This window comes from Bacillus sp. Marseille-Q1617 (assembly GCF_903645295.1).
Taxonomy (GTDB): domain Bacteria; phylum Bacillota; class Bacilli; order Bacillales; family Bacillaceae_B; genus Rossellomorea.
Window position 1 is genome coordinate 1,732,191 of record NZ_CAHJXM010000001.1, and the last position, 21,709, is coordinate 1,753,899.

General features: G+C 42.2%; 18 protein-coding genes. All 18 read left to right on the forward strand.

Translation table 11 applies throughout. The features are described from left to right. The first annotated feature begins 73 nt into the window (after positions 1-73). Positions 74-1,741, forward strand: coding sequence for a ribonuclease J (locus HWX64_RS08640; RefSeq protein ID WP_175989066.1), 1,668 nt, complete (start codon positions 74-76; stop codon positions 1,739-1,741). A 532-nt stretch (positions 1,742-2,273) separates the two neighbouring features. Continuing rightward, positions 2,274-3,020, forward strand: a complete 747-nt coding sequence (locus HWX64_RS08645; protein WP_175989693.1) for a ClpP family protease — start codon at positions 2,274-2,276, stop codon at positions 3,018-3,020. Further along, entirely contained in the window at positions 3,017-3,223 is a 207-nt protein-coding gene (locus HWX64_RS08650; protein ID WP_175989067.1) for a YlzJ-like family protein, read from the forward strand. The genes HWX64_RS08645 and HWX64_RS08650 overlap by 4 nt, the downstream gene beginning before the upstream one ends. Before the next feature lie 190 nt (positions 3,224-3,413). Next, the gene (locus HWX64_RS08655; protein WP_254871068.1) at positions 3,414-5,786 is read left to right on the forward strand and encodes a DNA translocase FtsK; all 2,373 of its coding nucleotides are present in this window, start codon (positions 3,414-3,416) and stop codon (positions 5,784-5,786) included. Positions 5,787-6,347: 561 nt separating this feature from the next. Continuing rightward, complete coding sequence (locus HWX64_RS08660) at positions 6,348-7,073, forward strand: GntR family transcriptional regulator (protein ID WP_175989068.1); 726 nt, start codon at positions 6,348-6,350, stop codon at positions 7,071-7,073. A 50-nt stretch (positions 7,074-7,123) separates the two neighbouring features. Continuing rightward, positions 7,124-8,221 (forward strand): BMP family protein, encoded by a 1,098-nt coding sequence (locus HWX64_RS08665; RefSeq protein WP_175989069.1) that lies wholly within the window; start codon positions 7,124-7,126, stop codon positions 8,219-8,221. Positions 8,222-8,495: 274 nt separating this feature from the next. Next, complete coding sequence (locus tag HWX64_RS08670) at positions 8,496-10,031, forward strand: ABC transporter ATP-binding protein (RefSeq protein ID WP_175989070.1); 1,536 nt, start codon at positions 8,496-8,498, stop codon at positions 10,029-10,031. Continuing rightward, positions 10,024-11,073 (forward strand): ABC transporter permease, encoded by a 1,050-nt coding sequence (locus HWX64_RS08675; protein WP_175989071.1) that lies wholly within the window; start codon positions 10,024-10,026, stop codon positions 11,071-11,073. The genes HWX64_RS08670 and HWX64_RS08675 overlap by 8 nt, the downstream gene beginning before the upstream one ends. Then, positions 11,074-12,033, forward strand: a complete 960-nt coding sequence (locus HWX64_RS08680) for an ABC transporter permease (RefSeq protein ID WP_175989072.1) — start codon at positions 11,074-11,076, stop codon at positions 12,031-12,033. Between the two features lie 610 nt (positions 12,034-12,643). Then, a complete protein-coding gene (locus tag HWX64_RS08685) occupies positions 12,644-13,918 on the forward strand; it encodes an EF-P 5-aminopentanol modification-associated protein YfmF (RefSeq protein ID WP_175989073.1) in 1,275 nt (424 codons plus the stop codon). Positions 13,919-13,920: 2 nt separating this feature from the next. After that, positions 13,921-15,210, forward strand: coding sequence for an EF-P 5-aminopentanol modification-associated protein YfmH (locus tag HWX64_RS08690; RefSeq protein ID WP_175989074.1), 1,290 nt, complete (start codon positions 13,921-13,923; stop codon positions 15,208-15,210). A gap of 60 nt (positions 15,211-15,270) precedes the next feature. Next, the gene (locus HWX64_RS08695; RefSeq protein WP_175989075.1) at positions 15,271-15,987 is read left to right on the forward strand and encodes an elongation factor P 5-aminopentanone reductase; all 717 of its coding nucleotides are present in this window, start codon (positions 15,271-15,273) and stop codon (positions 15,985-15,987) included. A gap of 80 nt (positions 15,988-16,067) precedes the next feature. Continuing rightward, positions 16,068-16,325, forward strand: a complete 258-nt coding sequence (locus tag HWX64_RS08700; RefSeq protein WP_175989076.1) for a DUF3243 domain-containing protein — start codon at positions 16,068-16,070, stop codon at positions 16,323-16,325. Positions 16,326-16,599: 274 nt separating this feature from the next. After that, the gene (locus tag HWX64_RS08705) at positions 16,600-17,391 is read left to right on the forward strand and encodes a DUF3388 domain-containing protein (RefSeq protein WP_175989077.1); all 792 of its coding nucleotides are present in this window, start codon (positions 16,600-16,602) and stop codon (positions 17,389-17,391) included. 19 nt (positions 17,392-17,410) lie between these two features. Then, complete coding sequence (locus HWX64_RS08710; protein ID WP_175989078.1) at positions 17,411-18,310, forward strand: RodZ domain-containing protein; 900 nt, start codon at positions 17,411-17,413, stop codon at positions 18,308-18,310. A gap of 74 nt (positions 18,311-18,384) precedes the next feature. Continuing rightward, on the forward strand, positions 18,385-18,963 hold the full coding sequence (gene pgsA / locus HWX64_RS08715; protein ID WP_175989079.1) for a CDP-diacylglycerol--glycerol-3-phosphate 3-phosphatidyltransferase: 579 nt from the start codon (positions 18,385-18,387) through the stop codon (positions 18,961-18,963). Between the two features lie 115 nt (positions 18,964-19,078). Next, positions 19,079-20,314 (forward strand): competence/damage-inducible protein A, encoded by a 1,236-nt coding sequence (locus tag HWX64_RS08720; RefSeq protein ID WP_175989080.1) that lies wholly within the window; start codon positions 19,079-19,081, stop codon positions 20,312-20,314. Between the two features lie 205 nt (positions 20,315-20,519). Next, positions 20,520-21,557: a recombinase RecA gene (gene recA / locus HWX64_RS08725; protein ID WP_175989081.1), complete on the forward strand. Its 1,038-nt coding sequence runs from the start codon at positions 20,520-20,522 to the stop codon at positions 21,555-21,557. Positions 21,558-21,709 lie beyond the last annotated feature (152 nt).

Below are 21,709 nucleotides of genomic sequence, written 5' to 3' on the forward strand. Positions count from 1 at the left end.
TAAAAAAAGTTATCTAGTATAATGAATCTGACTGACTATAGATCGGGGAGCACAGCATAGGAGGACACAAATTGTGAGTAAGACAAAAAATGAGGTAATCCGCATAATTCCATTAGGTGGAGTGGGGGAAATCGGTAAGAATATGTACGTTGTGGAAGTCGACCACGAAATCTTCATCATTGATGCAGGTCTGATGTTCCCGGAAAATGAAATGCTTGGAATCGATATCGTCATACCTGATATCCAATATCTGATTGAACACAAAGACCGGGTGAAAGGGATCTTCCTGACCCATGGCCATGAAGACAGCATCGGTGCCATTTCGTATGTATTGAACAGAATCAAAGCGCCGGTGTATGGAACGAAATTGACGAATGCTTTAGTCAAAGCACGCTTAAAAGACGCACATGTTGAAGAAGATGTGAAATTTTTCAATGTCCATTCAGACAGTTTGTTGAATTTCGATGGAGTTCAAGTTTCTTTTTTCAGAACCACTCATAGCATCCCGGATTCGGTTGGGGTATGTATCCATACTTCTGAAGGGGTAATCGTACATACAGGGGAATTTAAATTCGATCAGTCAGCCAAACATCTATACAGACCGGATTTAGGCAAGATGGCTGCTATAGGGGATAAAGGGGTGCTCTGCCTATTATCGGATAGTACAGAAGCAGAGAGACCGGGTTATACGACGTCCGAGGCTGTCATTGCCAGTCAGCTGACTGAAACGTTCCGAACTGCCAAAGGGAGGATTATTGTCGCATGCTTCGCTTCCAATCTTATTCGCTTGCAGCAAGTCTTTGATGCTGCTGAACAAAATAACCGTAAAGTTGCGGTTGTGGGAAAAAGCTTGAAGCGAGTATATGATGTGGCATTAAAACTCGGTTATTTGCATATACGCGATGAAATCATGATAACGCTCGATGAAATAGAAAATCATCCAAACGATGAAATTGTCATCATTGCCACCGGAAATCAAGGCGAGCCTTTTGAAGCATTACAGCGCATGGCAAAGAAGTCCCATCGATTAGTTAATATCGAGTCAGGTGATACGGTGCTTATCACAGCTACTCCGTCGCCAGGTATGGAAGTAATCATCGGCAGGACCGTCGATATGTTATTCAGGGCAGGAGCAGAGGTGCTGACTGCGAATAAAAAAGTCCATGTTTCAGGACACGGCAGTCAGGAAGATTTAAAGTTCATGCTGAATATCATGAAGCCAAAACATTTTATACCGATCCAGGGTGAATATAAAATGCTTGTTGCACATTCCAAGGTTGCACATGATATCGGGTTGCCATATAAAAAGATCTTTATCTTGGATAAAGGAGATGTCCTTGAATATAAAGGCGGAAAAATGAAAATGAGCGGCAGGGTACAGGCAGGAAATGTCCTCATCGACGGAAGCGGAGTGGGTGATGTAGGAAATATCGTTCTTCGTGACCGAAAGCTCCTTTCAGAAGATGGTGTATTCACAGTTGTGGTGACAATTAACCGCAGATCCAAGACAATCGTGGCGGGTCCTGAGATCATATCGCGCGGATTTGTTTATGTAAGGGAATCTGAGGAGTTGATCGAAGGGGCATCCGGCATAGTCAGTGATGTCGTTCAAACGTATCTCCAAAAAGGTTCATTTGAATGGTCTGCCATCAAACAGGACATCCGCGACCAGCTCAATTACTATCTATTCAACAAAACAAGAAGAAGACCGATGATACTGCCGATCATCATGGAAGTGTAAGACCTTCTTCCAAGAAAGAAAGAGGCTGGGACAAAAGTGTTTTAGCCTAAGTAAAACCCGAATTAATTCGCCTTCCAGCTGGCAAATTAGTTCGGGTTTTTAGTTTACATGTAGATTTTACATGTTAGCTATTTCCAGCGGTTGATTGGAGTGCAAGACGCAGACTCCTGCGGGAAGAGTAGCTAATGTGAGACCCCGCAGGAGCGTAGCGACGAGGAGGCTCACGGGCTGCCCGCGGAAAGCGAAGTCTTGCACGGAAATCATTAGCGTTGTTAGAGTCTACTCTAGAATGTTCGTCTTTAGACCGAGGTTTTATAGTTTGGTCCCAGCCTCTTTTTGATTCCACAAGCAGTATTCTAAGAATAGAAACAGTCATAGAAGCAGCCGAGGGGCCACCGGCCAAGCTGCCAGCATACCGGAAGCAGTTTCAGAAGTGTTGATTGATGGTATGAAAAAGTGTTCTTTTTTCAATAATAACAAGAGAAGAGGATTGAAAAAAGGAGATGTCATTATGAACGAAAACCAATTGAACATGAATCAAGAGCAGCCGGCACAGCCAAATAAAGGTGACGAGGATAGTAAAGAAAAGCCATCTGGATTAATGGAAAAGATACAACAGTTAGGACAAACCAATGTACCTCAGCTTTCACAGGACTCAAATATCCACTGCCTGACAATTGTAGGTCAGATTGAAGGTCATATGCAGCTGCCGCCGCAAAATAAAACGACAAAATATGAACACGTGATTCCTCAATTAGTGGCGATAGAGCAAAATCCGAAAATAGAGGGTGTGGTAGTCATCCTGAATACTGTCGGTGGTGATGTGGAAGCGGGACTGGCTATTTCCGAAATGCTTGCCTCATTGTCAAAACCGACTGTTTCCGTTGTATTGGGCGGGGGACACAGTATCGGGGTGCCGATAGCTGTTTCCTGTAACTATTCATATATTGCCAGTACCGCAACCATGACAATCCATCCAGTCCGTCTGACAGGACTGGTCATCGGTGTACCGCAGACATTTGAATACCTTGATAAAATGCAGGACCGCGTCGTCAGTTTTGTCACAAAGCACAGTAATATTACAGAAGAAGCATTTAAAGACCTTATGTTTGCAAAAGGTAATCTCACGCGTGATATCGGTACGAATGTAGTGGGAGATGATGCCGTTGATTATGGATTGATAGATGGTATCGGAGGTATAGGTGAAGCAATTCGCAAAATCAATGAATTGATCGAAATGAAAAAGCAAAGTGATGAAAAAGAGGGGTTGATACAATGATCTTATATACAACCGTCCCACAAGAGCAGATCTATCCAACCGATGCTGAGGAATTCAGCGGTCAGATGATGGTAGAGCATGATGGTGTGCCGCTTCTTGTACAGCGCGTGGATAATAAATATCGGATTATCCGCATCATGAGCAGCGACCCCGCACATTATCTGAACAGTACGATATGTCCAGGTGAATTTATCACGAATTAAGGACGAAAGAGGATTTTCTGAAAATATTGGATATGCTATAATAAATGTGGAAGAGAAATATCCGTAACGTAAACCATACTCCATTTTAACGGGAAGGGTCTGACACCTAGGCACATGATATGCCCCAAGTGATCAGCCCTTTCTTCAATTACATAACAACAAAGAATTTATAGAATTTAGGTGAAACATATTGGCAAAACGAAAAAAACGAAAGAAGCGTTCTTCAACAAGTGCTTCTCTGAAACAAACGATCAAATATGAGATTACCGGACTGGCTCTAATGGCATTAAGTTTGATCTCCATCATAGAGCTTGGAGCAGTGGGAAAGGCATTCGTGTATTTCTTTCGGTTTTTTCTTGGGGAATGGTATATGGCTGCATTATTATGGGTCATCTATATTGCAGGCTACCTGATGATTAAAAGGGAAGTCCCTTTATTATTCAGCAGACGGTTACTAGGACTTTATATTATTATCGCAAGTTTTTTACTTTTAAGTCATGTGAAATTATTTGATTTATTGTCCAATAACGGGATGTTTGAAAATCCCAGTGTCATCATGAACACGTGGGATTTATACTGGATGGATGTGAATGGAGAGACCAGTACCTCAGATCTTGGGGGAGGGATGATCGGCAGTATCTTATTTGCCGTTTCATATTTCCTGTTTGATTCACAGGGTGCCCGGATTGTGAGTGCAACCTTTATTTTGATAGGGATCATCCTGGTAACGGGAAAGTCACTTGGCGAGGTATTGGGAAAAATCGGATCTCGTTTTCGGGTGTTTTTGAGCGGCCAATGGGCTGCTTTCAAAAGTGACATGAATGATTGGAAGGAATCCAAAGGAAAGAAAAAAGCAGAAAAACAACAGAAAGCAAAAACTGCAGAGAAAAAGAAAGATGCAGCTGATGATCAGGAAGATGTGCAGGAAGAAGAGAAAATTGAGCCTATCATCTCAAATTTTGCGGAAAGAGCTTACGGGGGCATACCTGGAGATAAAGAAAAAGATAAAGAGGAAGCAAGTGGCCCTATTGGTGAATCTGCAAAGCCGACAGCTCAAACACAAAACAGCAAAGTGGAAGAAGATGGAGCTGATACTACACCGCCTATCACGTTTACCGAGGTCGAAAATAAAGATTATAAACTGCCTTCGCTGGCATTATTAAAAAGCCCTAAACAGACCGATCAAAGCAATGAGTATCAATTGATACATGCCAATGCCGCAAAGCTGGAAAGGACATTTCAAAGCTTCGGTGTCAAAGCTAAAGTGACCCAGGTTCATCTCGGTCCCGCGGTAACCAAGTATGAAGTCCATCCGGATGTCGGAGTCAAGGTAAGCAGAATTGTAAATTTGAGCGATGACCTGGCTTTAGCATTAGCTGCAAAAGACATTCGAATAGAGGCACCGATCCCCGGAAAGTCAGCTATCGGGATCGAAGTACCGAATTCTGAAGTCGCAATGGTTTCTTTACGGGAGGTACTTGAGTCTAAGCAGCATAATAAACCTGAATCCAAACTTCAAATTGGGCTTGGGAGAGACATAACAGGTGAAGCAGTACTGGCTGAGCTGAATAAGATGCCTCACCTGCTTGTTGCCGGGGCAACAGGAAGCGGGAAGAGTGTATGCATCAACGGCATCATTACAAGTATATTGATGCGTGCAAAACCCCACGAAGTAAAATTGATGATGATCGATCCGAAGATGGTAGAATTAAATGTTTACAATGGAGTGCCGCATCTGCTTGCACCTGTCGTCACTGATGCAAAAAAAGCGTCACAGGCATTAAAGAAGGTTGTCAGTGAGATGGAACGGCGTTATGAATTATTTTCACACACAGGTACAAGGAATATTGAAGGATACAACGAATATGTAAGAAGACAGAATGCAGAGAATGAAGAAAAGCAGCCATTACTTCCGTACATTGTGGTTATTGTTGATGAATTGGCTGACTTGATGATGGTAGCCTCGAACGATGTTGAGGATGCAATCACCAGACTTGCCCAAATGGCTCGAGCAGCGGGAATCCATTTAATTATCGCTACCCAGAGGCCTTCTGTGGATGTCATTACCGGCGTGATCAAAGCGAATATACCTTCCCGTATTGCCTTTGCTGTATCTTCGCAAACGGATTCCAGAACCATATTGGACTCCGGGGGGGCTGAAAAGCTATTAGGCCGCGGAGATATGCTGTTCATGCCTGTCGGCGCTTCCAAGCCGACAAGGGTCCAGGGCGCATTTTTATCCGATGAAGAAGTGGAGGAAGTAGTGGATTTCGTGATATCACAACAAAAAGCGCAATATCAGGAAGAAATGATTCCTGATGATGTACCTGAAGAAGCAGGCAGCGGGGAAGCGGAGGATGAATTGTATAACGATGCTGTTCAATTGATTGCCGAAATGCAAACTGCTTCAGTTTCCATGCTTCAGCGCAGATTCAGAATTGGATATACAAGGGCTGCTCGTTTAATAGACGAAATGGAAGTAAGAGGAGTAGTCGGTCCATATGAAGGAAGCAAGCCCAGGACTGTGCTGGTCGGTAAACCTTCTGAAGAACAAAACGCATAAATGAATTAGTTTGTGACAACGAGTGAAGTTATCCTTAAAAAAGGGAGCTTCACTTTTTTTATGCGGTTTCATAACGGATCTTTTGCAAAATTGACGGGGAAGCGTCATTGCTGTTGGAAAATTAGATTTAAAGGGGAAAAATGACCCGCTCATTAAGAGTAACAATAAAGATGTCCGTTGAATGAATCTATAGATTACTAAATCAAAGTACATTAAAATAAACGCTTCATTTTCTTGTATTCTAGTTTATCCACCAATGTGATATACTATTAAAAGCGTTTACATTCAGAAGATAATTATTTCAATAATGTAATAACAAGCCGTGTGAAGTGATGAAATGTAAAAACGGAGTAAAATTTGTCATGTAAATATGAAATAATACCTCTGTTTCTCCTATTAATTACCATTTTTATTTTCAGAATTGTCTTATTGGTCTTTTTTTTCGACAAAATCACATAATGCTATTTATTTATTAAAAGAAAAGTGTTATAGTATTTTCGATTAGTAGGAAAGATATACATCAGAGGTCTGATGTCTTGAGAAAATTTGGTGGTGGTTCCAGTGACGATAAAAACAGACAATCGACATTTATACTTACAAGTTATTGACCGTTTGAAAAAGGATATTGATGCAGGAGTTTATAAAGAAAAAGAAAAACTTCCGTCTGAATTTGATCTTTCCAAACAACTGGGTGTTTCTAGAGCGACCCTCAGGGAAGCGTTAAGAATCCTTGAGGAAGAAAGTGTCATTATACGCCGGCATGGTGTAGGAACCTTTGTAAACGCTAAACCCCTGTTCACTTCAGGGATTGAGCAATTGAACAGTGTTTCCAACATGATTAAGCAGGCAGGAATGGAGCCAGGAACCATTTTCTTAAGCTCAACTACTCAAGAAGCAACTGAGGATGATGTTAAGAGGTTTCAAAGTGAAGAAGAGGAAAACATTATTCTGGTCGAACGCGTTCGGACAGCTAACGGCGAACCGGTAGTGTACTGTGTGGACAAGATTCCTGAAAGAGTCTTAACAAGGAATTTCACGCATGAAGACAATTCGATATTCTCTGTATTGGAAAACCGCGAGAATAGAAGAATCACACATGCCGTCGCCCAGATCGAACCAATGGGATACCATGATAAAATTTCACCGATCCTGAATTGCGAGCCCGAAACGGCATTACTCGTACTCAAACAAATGCACTTTGATGAGAATGATGAGCCGATATTGTACTCAGTGAACTATTTCAGATCAGACAAATTCAGCTTCCATGTTTTAAGAAAACGTGTCTAGCAAACAATCTTTCTACTAATTGATAACAACAAATTTGGGGGGTACTCTAGGTGAAAAAGCGTAAATTCGGTTTAGCGCTGTCTTTTGTTCTTGCAGCAGGTACAATTTTAGGTGCATGTGGATCAAGCGAGAAAGAAGAAGGTGCATCTAGTGGTGATGGCAAGAGTAAAGAAGATCAATTTACTGTAGCAATGGTTACGGATGTTGGTGGAGTAGATGATAAATCATTCAACCAATCTGCATGGGAAGGCCTGAAGGCTTTCGGTGAAGAGCATGGATTGGAAAAAGGTAAAAGCGGTTACGATTATCTTCAATCGCAATCTGATGCAGACTATGCTACAAACTTAAACACATTAGCTCGTCAAGATTTTGACTTAGTATACGGAATCGGCTTCCTTATGGAAGGTGCAATCAATGATATCGCACAGCAGCAGAAAGATTCTCACTTTGCTATTGTTGATGCAGTAGTAGATCAACCAAACGTTGCAAGTATCACATTTAAAGAGCAGGAAGGTTCTTTCCTTGCAGGTGTGGTAGCAGGTCTAACAACAAAAACAAATAAAATTGGCTTCATCGGCGGGATGGAAATCCCGGTTATCGAGCGTTTCCACTCTGGTTTCTTAGCTGGTGTTAAAGCGGTTAACCCTGAAGCTGAAGTAGTTGCCGATTATGCTGGTGCTTTCGATAAGGCAGAACTTGGCCAGACGATCGCTTCTAAAATGTACTCTCAAAACGCAGATGTAGTGTTTCATGCAGCTGGTGGAACAGGTAATGGATTATTCAAAGAAGCTCGTGATTTAAAAGAAAAAGATCCTTCCCGCGAAATCTGGGCAATCGGTGTTGACTCCGATCAATCTGCCGAAGGTAAAGTAGGAGATCATAACATTGTTCTGACATCTTCATTGAAGCGTGTTGATAATGCTGTTCTTGACCTTGCAAACAAGGCGAAAGAAGGAAACTTCCCTGGTGGAGAAGTGATTTCATACGGTCTTAATGAAGATGGCGTAGGTCTTGCAGAACTAAACGAGGAACTATCTAACAAAGATGAAGTAATGACGAAAGTAGACGAGTGGAAAGAAAAAATCGCTAACGGAGATATCACAGTACCTGAGTCTCTTAAAGATGCTGAGTCTTTCTCCGCAGAGTAATAACTAAAATGATGACAGGGATAAGCGGGCCATGGAATGCCGGTCTCTTATCCCTTTTTCCTTAAAGATAACTGGATACATAGTACTAACCGGAACTTCGGGATTGGTATAAATTAACTGGTTTTATGTTTAAAACTTTAATTGAAGTATAGAAATAATTCCTTCTATCTTTCATTTAGAGTTTTAATAGGGGAAACCCTTTTTTCTGGCAGACCAAGGTCTGACCTCTAACTACTAAACTATTTATCCCCAGCCTAAGCAAGGAGTGAAAGCAATGGATTATGTAATCGAGATGCTGAATATCCGCAAGGAATTCCCTGGCATCGTGGCAAATGATAATATCACCCTCCAGCTAAAACAAGGTGAGATTCATGCGCTTCTTGGTGAAAATGGTGCAGGTAAGTCAACGTTAATGAACGTCTTATTTGGACTTTATCAGCCGGAGCAAGGTGAAATCCGCGTAAAGGGTAAGAAAGTAAACATCACAAACCCTAATATTGCAAATGATCTGGGAATCGGGATGGTCCATCAGCATTTTATGCTTGTTGATACATTTACCGTCACCGAAAACATCATTCTCGGCAGAGAACCAAAATCAGGGGCAGCTGTAGATATTAAAAAAGCTGAAAAAGATATATTGGATATTTCCGAAAGATACGGGTTGAAGGTGGATCCATCAGCTAAGATTTCAGACATTTCAGTGGGCATGCAGCAGCGTGTAGAAATTCTCAAAACACTATACCGCGGAGCGGACATTCTGATCTTTGATGAACCTACCGCAGTATTGACCCCTCAAGAAATAAAAGAACTCATTCAAATTATGAAAACCCTTATCAAAGAAGGCAAATCGATCATACTCATCACTCATAAACTCAAAGAGATTATGGAGGTGTGTGATAATGTAACCGTTATCAGAAAAGGTAAAGGAATAGGTACCGTAAAAGTTTCTGAAACGAATCCAAACGACCTTGCCAGCCTGATGGTGGGACGGGAAGTAACATTCAAAACAGATAAAACAGAAGCTTCACCAGATGGAAAAGTGTTGGAAATTATCGATTTAAATGTAAAGGATAACAGGAACGTGCCTGTCGTCAAAGGATTGAACCTTGAGGTGAGAGCGGGAGAAATCCTGGGTATTGCCGGTGTCGACGGGAATGGGCAAACCGAACTAATCGAGGCAATCACAGGGCTTCATAAAGCTGAAAGCGGCTCGATCAAATTGAATGGCAAAGAAATAGTAAACTTAAAACCTCGTAAGATTTATGAAACCGGAGTGGGTCATATTCCTCAGGATCGTCATAAACACGGATTGGTTTTGGATTTTCCGATAGGTGAAAATATGGTCCTTCAGACCTATTATCAAAAACCGTATTCAAGTAAAGGGATTTTAAACTATAAAAAGATTTATGATCAAGCCAGGAAACTAATATCTGAGTTTGATGTAAGAACACCATCTGAATTCACTCTGGCACGGGCACTATCCGGCGGTAATCAGCAAAAAGCGATTATCGGGAGGGAAATAGACCGGGATCCGGATCTATTGATTGCAGCCCAGCCGACACGCGGATTGGATGTAGGGGCGATTGAATTTATCCATAAACGCCTGATAGAACAAAGAGATAACGGAAAAGCTGTATTGCTGCTTTCATTTGAATTAGATGAAATCATGAATGTCAGCGATCGCATTGCAGTCATTTACGAAGGTCAAATCGTCGCCATTGTCGATCCAAAAGAAACGACCGAACAAGAGCTTGGTTTGTTGATGGCAGGTTCAAAAGGAAAGGGAACGGGGGAAAACACAAATGTCTAATCGATTAACAAATATTTTGATCCCGGTTATTTCGGTCCTTTTAGGTATCATTGTTGGAACGATTATCATGCTTGTGAGCGGTTATGATCCTATTGCGGGATATACAGCGTTGTGGCAGGGGATATTCGGTGAAATCTATTATGTAGGTGAAACGATCAGACAGGTAACACCGTATATTTTAGCCGGGCTGGCTGTGGCCTTTGCGTTCAGAACGGGACTTTTCAACATTGGTGTAGAAGGACAACTGATCGTAGGCTGGATGGCTGCTGTTTGGGTGGGTATTGCGTTTGATGACCTGCCGAAAATCATTCACCTGCCGATGGCCATCATCGCAGCTGCGTTAGCGGGTGCAATATGGGGATTCATTCCGGGCTTATTGAAAGCCAAGTACCGGGTGCACGAAGTTATCGTTACAATCATGATGAACTATATCGCTTTACACGTAACAAATTCCATCATTCGTGATGTTTTGACGGAGCGTAAAGATCGTACTGATTATATAGCAGATTCAGCATCATTAACATCACCATTCTTTGAAAGCATTACAGACTATTCCCGTTTACACTGGGGAATCTTCGTAGCACTGGCCTGCGTATTCATCATGTGGTTCTTATTGGAAAAAACGACACGGGGATATGAGCTTCGTTCTGTAGGGTTTAACCAGCATGCATCTCAATATGCAGGTATGAATGTCAACGGAAACATCATTCTTTCTATGGTCATCTCCGGTGCTTTCGCCGGACTTGCCGGAGCTATGGAAGGGCTTGGGACATTTGGATACGCCTCAATCAAAGGCGGTTTCACAGGTGTAGGTTTTGATGGTATCGCTGTTGCGTTACTGGGCGGCAACGTCGCTATCGGTGTAGTATTTGCTGCACTCTTGTTCGGAGGTTTGAAGGTAGGGGCCTTAAATATGCCGCTTGAAGCAGGTATACCGAATGAACTTGTAGATATCATTATCGCTTTGATTATTTTCTTTGTGGCTTCAGGCTACATGATCCGCTACTTAATTCAGCGATTCAGTAAAAAGGGGGTGAAATAAGTGGGCTTAATGGATATTTTGTTAATACTTATCCCGTCTACATTATTATGGGCTTCGCCACTTATTTTCACTGCTTTAGGCGGAGCGTTTTCAGAACGATCCGGAATTGTCAATATTGGACTTGAAGGCCTGATGGTCATTGGTGCCTTCTCGAGTATCGTCTTTAATATAACGTTTGCTGAGACGTTCGGTGCGGCAACTCCTTGGGTCTCACTTCTTATTGCAATGCTGATGGGTGGACTGCTTGCTGTTCTGCATGCTGTTGCTTCCATCACATTCAGAGCTGACCAGGTAGTATCTGGTGTAGCAATCAACCTGCTTGCAATTGGCTTAACATTATTTCTTGTTAAGCGAATCTATGGCAAAGGTCAAACAGATATTATTTCGGAAGGTTTCGGTAAAGTGGATGTGCCGCTTTTACACAAGATCCCCGTGATCGGTGACATCTTTTTCTCTAATACGTATTGGCCGCCATTCGTAGCCATCCTTGTATCGGTGATCGTTTGGTATGTCATGTTTAAAACACCATTTGGGCTGCGACTCCGTTCCGTAGGTGAACATCCGATGGCTGCAGATACAATGGGTATTAATGTGACGAAGATGCGTTATATCGGGGTTATCATCTCTGGTGCATTCGCAGGTGTCGGCGGCGGGGTTTATGCCCAGTCCATATCTTCTGATTTCAGTCATGCGACGATCAGCGGACAAGGGTTCATGGCTCTCGCAGCTTTGATCTTCGGTAAATGGCACCCGCTTGGTGCAATGGGTGCAGCTTTATTCTTTGGTTTTGCACAAAGCTTGAGTATCATCGGAAGCAGTATTCCATTATTCGAAAATATCCCTAGCGTATATCTATTGATCGCTCCTTACGTATTGACAATTTTAGCACTGACCGGTTTCATCGGCCGTGCCGACGCACCTAAAGCATTAGGTACACCATACGTAAAAGGAAGCCGTTAATTAAAGAAAAGAGTGTCTATGTTGAAACATCAACAAAGGCACTCTTTATTATACTTGTGTAAACGTACATAAAGCCAATATACTCAATAAATGGTTTTTGCGTTCCATTCCTGTCTTGATTACCTAGCACGAATACATTGTGAATGGATAGGATTAAGACTAATCAAAATAGATTTAGTAAACGTATTAATTTCAGGGTGATTCCAGCTTTTGCAAGGAAATCAATAGCGGTGATGAATGAAATCAAATAAGTTGAGAAGGCAAAATAAGCTTCTCTATTTAGGGTTGCCTAAAAACAAATCCAAAATCAGGGTGAAGTGAGTATTTTGACGGTTTCGTTCATATCAGGAGGGTCACCGGCCTCTCGCGGAAAGCGAAGTCTTGCACGGAATCGGGCAACGATGTTCAAAAGCAAAGAACCATAGTCTGAACAAATATCTCTAAACATATAATGAATATCATGTATCGATTTTTTCCAACAGAGGAAGATGCTTGAATTCTTTCTATTACTACATGTATAGTTAAAATAAAATACCGCACAATAAAGGTGTTTATATCTTTTAGTTCCATGTTTATAAAAAATGCAAGTATGGACAAGGAGGACGGTACAATGACGGACATTAATGAAGTCGTTAAGAAAAAGCAAGGCTACACATTACATATCGTGAAAACGGATAAGTATAAAACGAACAACCTTGTGATGAAAATGAAAGCCCCCTTAGATCAGGAAACTGTGACGCTGCGCGGGCTTCTTCCGCATGTCATGCAAAGCAGTACAAAGACGTATCCGAATACAACAAAACTCCGTACTTATTTAGATGAATTATATGGTGCCAGCTTTTTTACCGACTTGGCAAAAAAAGGGGAGTATCATATCGTCAGTTTCTCTGTTGAGATAGCAAATGAGAAATTCTTAAAGGATTCAGAGCCGCTGCTTGAGAAAGGGCTTGAATTTCTTTCAGACGTGTTATTGAACCCTAATATTGAGAATAATCAATTTGATGAAGGGACAGTCGAGAAGGAGAAGCGGAATCAAAAGGTGAGGATTCAGGCAGTGTATGACGACAAAATGCGTTATGCCAATTCCAGACTGGTGGAAGAAATGTGTAAGAATGAGAGGTTCGCTCTTCATGTAAATGGAATGAAGGAGAATGTCGATTCGATTTCTTCAAGAGAATTATACCATTACTATCAGAAAGTCATCAATGAAGATCAAATGGACCTCTATGTCATTGGGGACGTCGACGAAGCGCAAGTCGAAAATTTCTGTGACAGGCTGTTTTCAATGCCGGAACGATCACCTTTAGAATCCCAATCCTCAGAAGTAAAGCGAAAAGAGAAGGAAAATGTAGTAAAAGAAAAGCAGGATGTTAAGCAAGGAAAGCTGAATGTGGGATACCGGACAAACACCCAATACGGAGATGACGATTATTATGCACTTCAGGTCTTTAATGGTATATTCGGGGGCTTCTCTCATTCGAAGCTGTTTATAAATGTAAGGGAAAAGGCCAGTCTTGCGTATTATGCAGCCAGCCGCCTGGAAAGTCATAAAGGACTTATGATGGTGATGTCGGGAATTGAATTTAAAAATTATGATCAGGCTGTCGGTATCATCAATGAGCAGCTGGAGGCCATGAAAAATGGTGATTTTACCGAGGGAGAAATTGAACAGACAAAAGCAGTCATAAAAAACCAGCTGCTTGAAACTGTGGATACTTCAAGGGGACTGATCGAAGTCCTGTATCACAATGCTGTATCCAATAAGCAAATCGACCTCGGGACTTGGCTCGAAGAAGTGGAAAGAACGACCAAAGACGAAATCATTGCAGCAGCTAATAAAGTCGAGCTTGATACAATTTACTTCTTAACAGGAATGGAGGAATAAAGATGAAGAAAATTTCCTTCGATCAAATACAAGAGAATTTATATTATGAGAAGATGTCTAACGGTCTGGATGTTTACATCCTTCCAAAGAAAGGATTCAATAAGACGTATGCAACCTTTACAACGAAATATGGAAGCATCGATAATCACTTTGTCCCATTAAACGAAGAGGAATTTGTGAAGGTACCGGATGGCATTGCTCACTTCCTCGAACATAAGCTCTTTGAGAAAGAGGATGGGGACGTCTTTCAGCAGTTCAGCCGTCAAGGTGCTTCTGCTAATGCCTTTACTTCGTTTACACGTACAGCGTATCTATTTTCCAGCACAAATAATGTAGAAAAAAATCTTGAAACTCTGATCGATTTTGTTCAAGATCCCTATTTTACCGAGAAAACGGTTGAAAAAGAAAAAGGCATCATCGGACAGGAAATTACGATGTACGACGATAACCCGGATTGGCGATTGTACTTCGGGGTTATCCAGAACATGTACAAAAATCATCCTGTGAAAATTGACATTGCTGGCACCATCGACTCGATTACGCCGATTACGAAAGATATGCTGTATCAATGCTACAATACTTTCTACCACCCAAGTAACATGCTTCTCTTTGTGGTTGGCCCTGTCGATCCCGAACAAATCATGAATCAGATCCGTTCAAACCAGGAAAGTAAGCCATATGAAAAAATGCCGGAGATTAAACGTCAATTTGATGAGGAGCCGGATGCAGTCGCCGAAACAAAACAGGTGCTGAAAATGAACGTTCAGTCTCCTAAATGCCTGGTGGGCTTAAAGGCGCCAGAACCGACACAGCAAGGAAAAGAAATGCTGAGGCAGGAACTGTCGATGAACGTTTTCCTTGATTTATTGTTTGGAAAGAGCTCTAGCTATTATTTCGATCTTTATAATGAAGGGCTCATTGATGAGACATTCCATTATGATTATACTCAGGAAAACGGATTCGGTTTTGTAACCGTCGGAGGGGATACCGAAAAACCTGATTTACTTGCCGAGAAGCTGAAGGAGCTTCTGTTGAAAGCGAAGGCAGAATCTCTGTTCACGGAAGAAGGACTTGAAAGAACGAAAAAGAAAAAAATCGGTGCTTTCCTTCGAGCGGTGAATTCACCTGAATTTATTGCCAATCAATTCACACGTTATGCATTTAATGAAATGGATCTGTTTGATGTAGTCCCTACTTTGGAATCCTTGACCTACAATGATATTCAAAAGGTGGCGGACTCCATCATCAGCGAAGAACGATTCACTGTATGTCAAGTGGTTCCGAAATCATAATTCATATAGGAACTGCCCTTCGAGCGGGGGTGGTTCCTATCTATGTTTGGGGGGGAATATATGAAATTTGCTTTGATTACAGGGGCTTCAGGAGGTATTGGAAAAAGCACCGCCCTGACTCTCGCGAAGAAGAGATGGAATCTTTATCTTCATTATCATTCTGATCGGGAAAGTATCGACGACTTGTTGACCGAAATAAAGAGGACTGGAGTAGAGGCGATCCCCATACAAGCAGATTTAGCCCAGCCACACCAGGTTCAGAAGGTCATTGACTCCATTTTTCGAATTGATGCCATTGTATATTCAAGCGGAGTAGCGGGCTGGGGGCTTTTTCAGGATCAATCGGAAGAAGAAATGGATCAAATGATCAATATTCATGTGAAAAGCCCCATGATGCTGATACAGGGTCTGCTTCCTAAGCTGATGAAGAATAAAGGCAGTATAGTGATTGTCAGTTCAATTTGGGGGCAAATCGGCGGTGCTTGTGAAGTTGTTTATTCAACAGTTAAAGGGGCTCAGCTTTCATTTGTAAAGGCTCTTGCAAAAGAGACAGCCCTAAATGGAGTAAGGATTAATGCGGTTGCTCCCGGTGCGGTGGCTACGAAAATGTTGGGTTCGTTTTCCGACGAAGAAATCCAGCAAGTCAGTGAGGAAATACCAATGGGAAGGCTGGCATTGAGTAAAGAAGTCGCTTCCTCCATTTATTTCCTTTTATCTGAAGATTCATCTTACATAACCGGCCAGACACTAGCTGTTAATGGAGGATGGCATACATAATAATTTTATCTCAAAGCGCATATTTTTCCCTCCATGATACAAACTAACATTGTATTTCAATTAAGAGGAGGTTCATTACGATGTCAGTATTAGATAACTGGTCAGAGTGGAAAAACTTTTTAGGGGATCGCCTGAATCAAGCACAGCATACCGGAATGGAAAACGAAACGGTTTCAGATTTAGCTTATCAAATTGGTGATTACCTGGCAAAACAGGTCGAGCCAAAGAATGACCAGGAAAAAGTATTAGCGGATTTATGGTCTGTAGCTTCTCCTGAAGAACAGCATGCTATTGCAAACATGATGGTAAAGCTAGTGAACAATAACGGTACTCGTTAAGGAGAGGGAATTTTCCTCTCCTTTTCTTATGACCTGCTTTTAGAAAGCTATATGATACCTTCTTCTTTTTCGATATGGACGACTCTATCCCTTAAATCATCCTAAAGAACTGTTTGTGGATTGATTATGCAGAAATTGTATTAATTCTATAGGTTTTCCTTTTCTATTAGATGAAAATCATTTATTATAAAAGCTAGATGTTTCAAGTGATTTTATCGAAAAAACCCCTATGTTGTCGAATTATGTTGTCGCATAGATTTTCAGGAGGTAACCAATGGAACGAAAAGAATGGTATTTAGAATATGAAATTCAAAAAAACCGTCCTGGCCTCTTAGGTGATATTTCCTCATTATTAGGGATGCTTTCTATAAATATTGTCACGATCAATGGTGTCGATGAAGGAAGAAGAGGGATGCTTCTTCTTGCCAATAATGAAGAGCAGATAACTCGTCTGGAATCGATCCTGCAGACTATGGATACGATTAATGTGACGAAATTAAGGGAACCTAAACTTAGAGACAGACTCGCTGTCAGGCATGGCCGGTATATTCAGCGGGATGCAGATGATAAAAAAACGTTCAGGTTTGTTCGTGATGAACTTGGATTGCTGGTCGACTTCATGGCCGAGCTTTTTAAGCAGGAAGGTCATAAGCTTGTTGGAATAAGGGGAATGCCTCGTGTAGGGAAAACCGAGTCGGTTGTCGCTTCAAGTGTGTGTGCCAATAAGAAATGGCTATTTGTTTCATCCACATTGTTAAAGCAGACGATCAGAAGCAAGCTGATTGAAGACGAATATTCCTCCGACAACCTGTTCATCATTGATGGCATCGTGTCAACCCGACGGGCAAGCGAGAAGCATTGGCAGCTTGTAAGGGAAATCATGCGGCTTTCGGCAGTGAAGGTCATCGAACATCCGGATGTATTTGTTCAAAATTCAGAGTACTCATTAGATGACTTTGATTATATCATCGAGCTGAGAAACAATCCTGAAGAAGAAATTACATACGAATTAGTGGAACAAAATAACCTTTTCCAAAATTCCGATTTTGGAGGTTTTGATTTTTAATATTGGAAGGTGTTAAATAGTGACGGAATTAGGAAAACGTCTGAAAGAAGCCCGTGAAGCCAAAGATTACAGTCTTGATGACTTACAAAGAGTGACGAAGATACAAAAACGTTATCTAGTCGGCATTGAAGAAGGCTCTTATGATATGATGCCAGGGAAATTCTACGTCCGGGCTTTCATCAAGCAATACTGTGAAGCAGTGGGCTTGCAGCCGGAAGTGATCTTTGAGGAATACAAAGATGAAATCCCGACAACGTATGAAGATGAGATCCCAGTCTCCCTTTCTCGTGTACAGTCCAGGAAAGGAGTTTCAGGCGGTTCATCCAAGGCCCTTGATATCATCCCAAAACTTTTGATCGCTGTATTCGTTATCGCGGTTCTAATTGCCCTATGGGTATTCGTGCAAACCAAAGTGGCCGATAATGCAAACAGTGAAGATACAACCAACAAAGAACCAGTGGCTGTCGATCAGCAGGACCTTCCTGAAGAAGAATCTGCTGAAGAGGAAGACAAGGATCAAAAGGAATCCAATGAAGAAACCCAATCTGAAGATGAAAAAGAAACCAAAGAACAAAAAGAGAATACTGAACAATCATTGGAGGCAGTTAAAACAGAAGGTACAAAAACGACCTATCAACTCAAGAACACGGATCAGTTTAAGCTTGAGCTGGCTGCTAAGGGAGACGCCTGGGTAGCCGTGTACAATTCAAAAGATGAAGTGTTGTTCCAAGGGATGCTGTACGAAGAGGATAAGAAAGAGTTTGATCTTACCTCTGATCAGCAGGCGTATCTTATAATCGGTAACGCTGCTAACACTGATATCAATGTGAATGGCAAACTGCTCCAGTATAAGATTCCTACGGATACGGTCAGACAGGATGTTATCATCCAATACCAGCCTGCAGAATCTCAACAATAAGAATATGGGGGCAACCGAGCTCCATAAGTCACATGCTGTAATCATTTTGTTTTCTAAGTATTGGAGGTAGAAAGGTGAACTTACCTAATAAGATTACAATATCGCGGATCTTTTTGATCCCATTATTTTTAATCATCATGCTTGCCCCACTAAACTGGGGAGAGATGGTCTTCCTCGGTGCAGAGATGCCGGTGAAGCATTTTGCAGGAGCGTTGATTTTTATCATCGCTTCGACTACTGATTGGATAGACGGGTATTATGCAAGAAAGTATAATATGGTGACCAATTTAGGGAAATTTTTAGATCCGCTCGCGGATAAACTTCTCGTGTCTGCCGCTTTAATCGTCTTGGTGGAGATTGGTCTTGCTCCTTCATGGATCGTCATCATCATCATCAGCCGTGAATTCGCTGTTACCGGCCTGCGTCTCGTTCTTGCAGGTGAAGGTGAAGTAGTGGCGGCTGGGCAGCTTGGAAAGATAAAGACATGGGCACAAATCATCGCTATTTCAGCTCTATTGCTCCATAATGCCATCTTTGAATTATTCAATTTCCCATTTGCGACGATTGCTTTATGGGTTGCGATGTTCTTTACGATTTGGTCAGGATGGGATTATTTCAAACATAACAAGCAGGCGTTTGTTAACTCTAAATGATTTTTAAGACGGAAGCTGGACGTATGTTCGTTCCCATTATAATCTATAAGAGATGATTCTCGAATGAATCATCTCTTTCTTTATATGAAAGAGTCTACTTAAGGGGGAAAACCAAGTGAATGCTGAAATTATTGCAGTCGGTTCGGAATTACTATTAGGGCAGATTGCCAACACAAATGCTCAATACATATCAGAACAGCTGGCTGAAGCGGGAGTGAATGTCTACTATCACACCAGTGTAGGGGATAACCCTCTCCGTCTGACTCAGGCTATTGAAGTTGCCCAGGGAAGAGCGGATCTGCTCATCTTTACCGGCGGCCTCGGACCTACTAAAGATGATCTGACGAAAGAAACGATAGCTCAAGCATTGGGAACGGGCTTAGCGATGGATGAGGAAGCTTTGGATTCCATAAAATCTTACTTTCAGAAAACAAAACGTCAAATGACACCAAATAATGAAAAGCAGGCTCTTATACTTCAAGGCTCACAAGCTTTAAAAAATGAGAATGGAATGGCTCCTGGTATGTTCTTTAAAAAGGATGGGCTTCAGTACATGCTGCTGCCGGGACCGCCATCTGAAATGCGTCCCATGTTCAGTAAATACGGTATCCCTGCCATTTTAGGCAGCCTCAAGAGGAAAGAAATCATTCAATCACGGGTTTTGCGTTTCTTTGGAATCGGTGAAGCCCAGTTGGAAACGGAATTGGAAGAGCTGATTGACACCCAGACGAACCCTACCATCGCACCGCTCGCAGGGGATGGGGAGGTCACTCTTCGGCTGACTGCCAAGCATGAGTCGAGGGAAGTGGCGGCTGCACTTCTGGATGCTTTGGAAGAAAAAGTATTAAATGTGGCTGGAGAGTATTTCTACGGGTACGATCGTGACTCCCTGGTCGAAGTGGGTATGAAGTTCCTGGAAGAAAAAGGTTTTACCCTATCATGTGCTGAAAGCCTGACAGGGGGGCTGTTTCAATCAGAAATCACGTCTATACCCGGGGCTTCAACCGTATTGAATGGGGGCGTGGTCTGTTACCAGGATGAGATAAAGAAAAAGGTGCTTTCCGTTAAGGAAAGTACACTCGAACAGCATTCAGCCGTAAGTGAACAATGTGCAAAAGAATTGGCTGAAAATGTGCGGACTCTCTTTACTTCCGATATAGGCATCAGTTTCACTGGGGTAGCGGGACCCGACGACCATGAAGGAAAAAAGGCAGGCACAGTATGGATCGGCCTTGCGGTAAAAGACCGTCCTGCCAAAGCATTCCTGCTTAACTTGGCGGGAGGCAGGAATGCCAACCGGAAGCGGACTGCAAAGTACGGCTGGCATTATCTTTTAAAAGAACTAACATGAACCAAGCACAAACTGTCTCCAGCATAAGCAGGGAGACAGTTTTTTATATTTGTTCTCTCCGGGGAATGGACAATCACAAAAAACCGAATGGATGTTCGACTTTTTTCTTGTTTTCTACTTTGACATGGTTTATAGTATAGATAGGTTGGATTTGAGACAAGCTTATAAGTTGTCTTTAAGTTCTATATTCAAAGGAGGAAAAATAGTGAGCGATCGCAAAGCAGCCTTAGATATGGCGTTGAAACAAATAGAGAAACAGTTTGGAAAAGGCTCTATCATGAAGCTTGGGGAACAAACTGATAGAAAAGTAGTGACATGTCCGAGTGGATCACTTGCGCTTGACGCGGCTCTTGGAGTCGGCGGGTATCCTCGCGGAAGAATTATTGAGGTGTATGGACCGGAATCCTCAGGTAAGACAACAGTAGCACTTCATGCTATCGCGGAAGTACAGGCGCAGGGCGGTCAGGCGGCTTTCATCGATGCCGAGCACGCACTTGATCCTGTATATGCACAAAAGCTTGGAGTAAACATAGATGAACTATTGCTTTCTCAGCCTGATACAGGCGAGCAGGCACTGGAAATCGCTGAAGCATTGGTACGAAGCGGTGCAGTTGACGCCATCGTTATCGACTCTGTTGCAGCTCTTGTACCTAAAGCAGAAATCGAAGGGGAAATGGGAGATTCACACGTAGGTCTTCAAGCCCGCTTGATGTCCCAGGCCCTTCGTAAATTATCAGGTGCCATCAACAAATCGAAGACCATCGCGATCTTCATCAACCAGATTCGTGAAAAGGTCGGAGTCATGTTTGGAAACCCCGAGACGACTCCTGGTGGACGCGCTCTGAAATTCTATTCTTCTGTTCGTTTGGAAGTACGTCGTGCGGAAACCCTTAAGCAAGGTAATGAGATGGTTGGTAACAAAACGAAAATCAAAGTCGTTAAAAACAAAGTCGCTCCTCCTTTCCGTGTAGCGGAAGTGGACATTATGTACGGTCAAGGAATCTCCAAAGAAGGGGAAATCGTCGATCTTGGGTCCGAGCTTGATATCGTCCAGAAGAGTGGTGCATGGTACTCTTATAACGAAGAGCGTCTTGGACAAGGCCGTGAAAACGCGAAAATCTTCTTGAAAGAGAACCCTGAAATCCGAACTGAAATCATGTTGAAAATCCGTGAGCATTACGGATTGGATACGGGAGCGGCAGACACGGAAGATCAAGGAGAACTTAATCTATTGGAAGATTAAAGATTAAGACTAAAACTCCAGGGAAGCAGACATATTTTATGTTTGCTTCTCTTTTATTTTTTACTTCTTTTTACAGGAGTGTTGTCGACCATATGTGTATCTACCGTAATAATGTTATGTATACAAGAGGGGTTATACCGATCGAATTTTGT

What these genes read in the sequence shown, in the direction of transcription:
- HWX64_RS08645 (WP_175989693.1), top strand. Translation starts at nt 2,274, where the DNA reads ATGAATCAAGAGCAGCCGGCACAGCCAAATAAAGGTGACGAGGATAGT.
- HWX64_RS08650 (WP_175989067.1), top strand. Translation starts at nt 3,017, where the DNA reads ATGATCTTATATACAACCGTCCCACAAGAGCAGATCTATCCAACCGAT.
- HWX64_RS08670 (WP_175989070.1), top strand. Translation starts at nt 8,496, where the DNA reads ATGGATTATGTAATCGAGATGCTGAATATCCGCAAGGAATTCCCTGGC.
- HWX64_RS08675 (WP_175989071.1), top strand. Translation starts at nt 10,024, where the DNA reads ATGTCTAATCGATTAACAAATATTTTGATCCCGGTTATTTCGGTCCTT.
- HWX64_RS08685 (WP_175989073.1), top strand. Translation starts at nt 12,644, where the DNA reads ATGACGGACATTAATGAAGTCGTTAAGAAAAAGCAAGGCTACACATTA.
- HWX64_RS08690 (WP_175989074.1), top strand. Translation starts at nt 13,921, where the DNA reads ATGAAGAAAATTTCCTTCGATCAAATACAAGAGAATTTATATTATGAG.
- HWX64_RS08695 (WP_175989075.1), top strand. Translation starts at nt 15,271, where the DNA reads ATGAAATTTGCTTTGATTACAGGGGCTTCAGGAGGTATTGGAAAAAGC.
- HWX64_RS08700 (WP_175989076.1), top strand. Translation starts at nt 16,068, where the DNA reads ATGTCAGTATTAGATAACTGGTCAGAGTGGAAAAACTTTTTAGGGGAT.
- HWX64_RS08705 (WP_175989077.1), top strand. Translation starts at nt 16,600, where the DNA reads ATGGAACGAAAAGAATGGTATTTAGAATATGAAATTCAAAAAAACCGT.